General features: G+C 58.8%; 1 protein-coding gene. It reads left to right on the forward strand.

The window, feature by feature from the left end; translation table 11 throughout:
- The coding region (locus PDO_RS17270) for an ISAs1 family transposase (RefSeq protein WP_007604925.1) at positions 1–582 on the forward strand (582 nt) is incomplete at both ends.

Below are 582 nucleotides of genomic sequence, written 5' to 3' on the forward strand. Positions count from 1 at the left end.
ACCATTGATGCCATTGCCTGCAATGCCAAAACCGCGCAAGCCGTGCTCGATGCGGGTGCCGATTACCTGCTGGCCGCCAAGGCCAACCAGCCCAGCCTGATGGGCGAGATCGAGCGTTTCTTTGCCGATGCTCCGGCAAACCTCACCTCAACCGTCACGCATGTCGACAAGGGCCATGGCCGGGTCGAAGAGCGGCGGGTTACCGTCTCCAGCCAAATCGACTGGCTCTCCGGTGACAGGCGCTTTCCTGGCGAATACCGTTTCCCGTCCATCGCAACCATCGTCAAGGTTGAAGCGCAAGTCTATGAAAAGGCAAAGCAAAGCAGCCAGGTCCGCTTCTATATCTCCTCGCGCTCGATGACCGCCCTTCAGTTCGCAGAAGCCATACGCGGCCATTGGGCCATCGAGAATTCACTGCACTGGGTGCTCGACGTCACTTTCAACGAGGACGCCACCCGGTCCCGAACCGGACATGGCCCCGCCAACATGGCCATCGTCCGCCACTTCGCCATCAACATTGTCAGAAGCCATAAAGACAAGCGCAGCATCAAACTCAGACGAAACAAAGCAGGCCGAAACCCG

Origin of the sequence: Rhizobium sp. PDO1-076 (assembly GCF_000247475.1) — a bacterium.
GTDB lineage: Bacteria > Pseudomonadota > Alphaproteobacteria > Rhizobiales > Rhizobiaceae > Allorhizobium.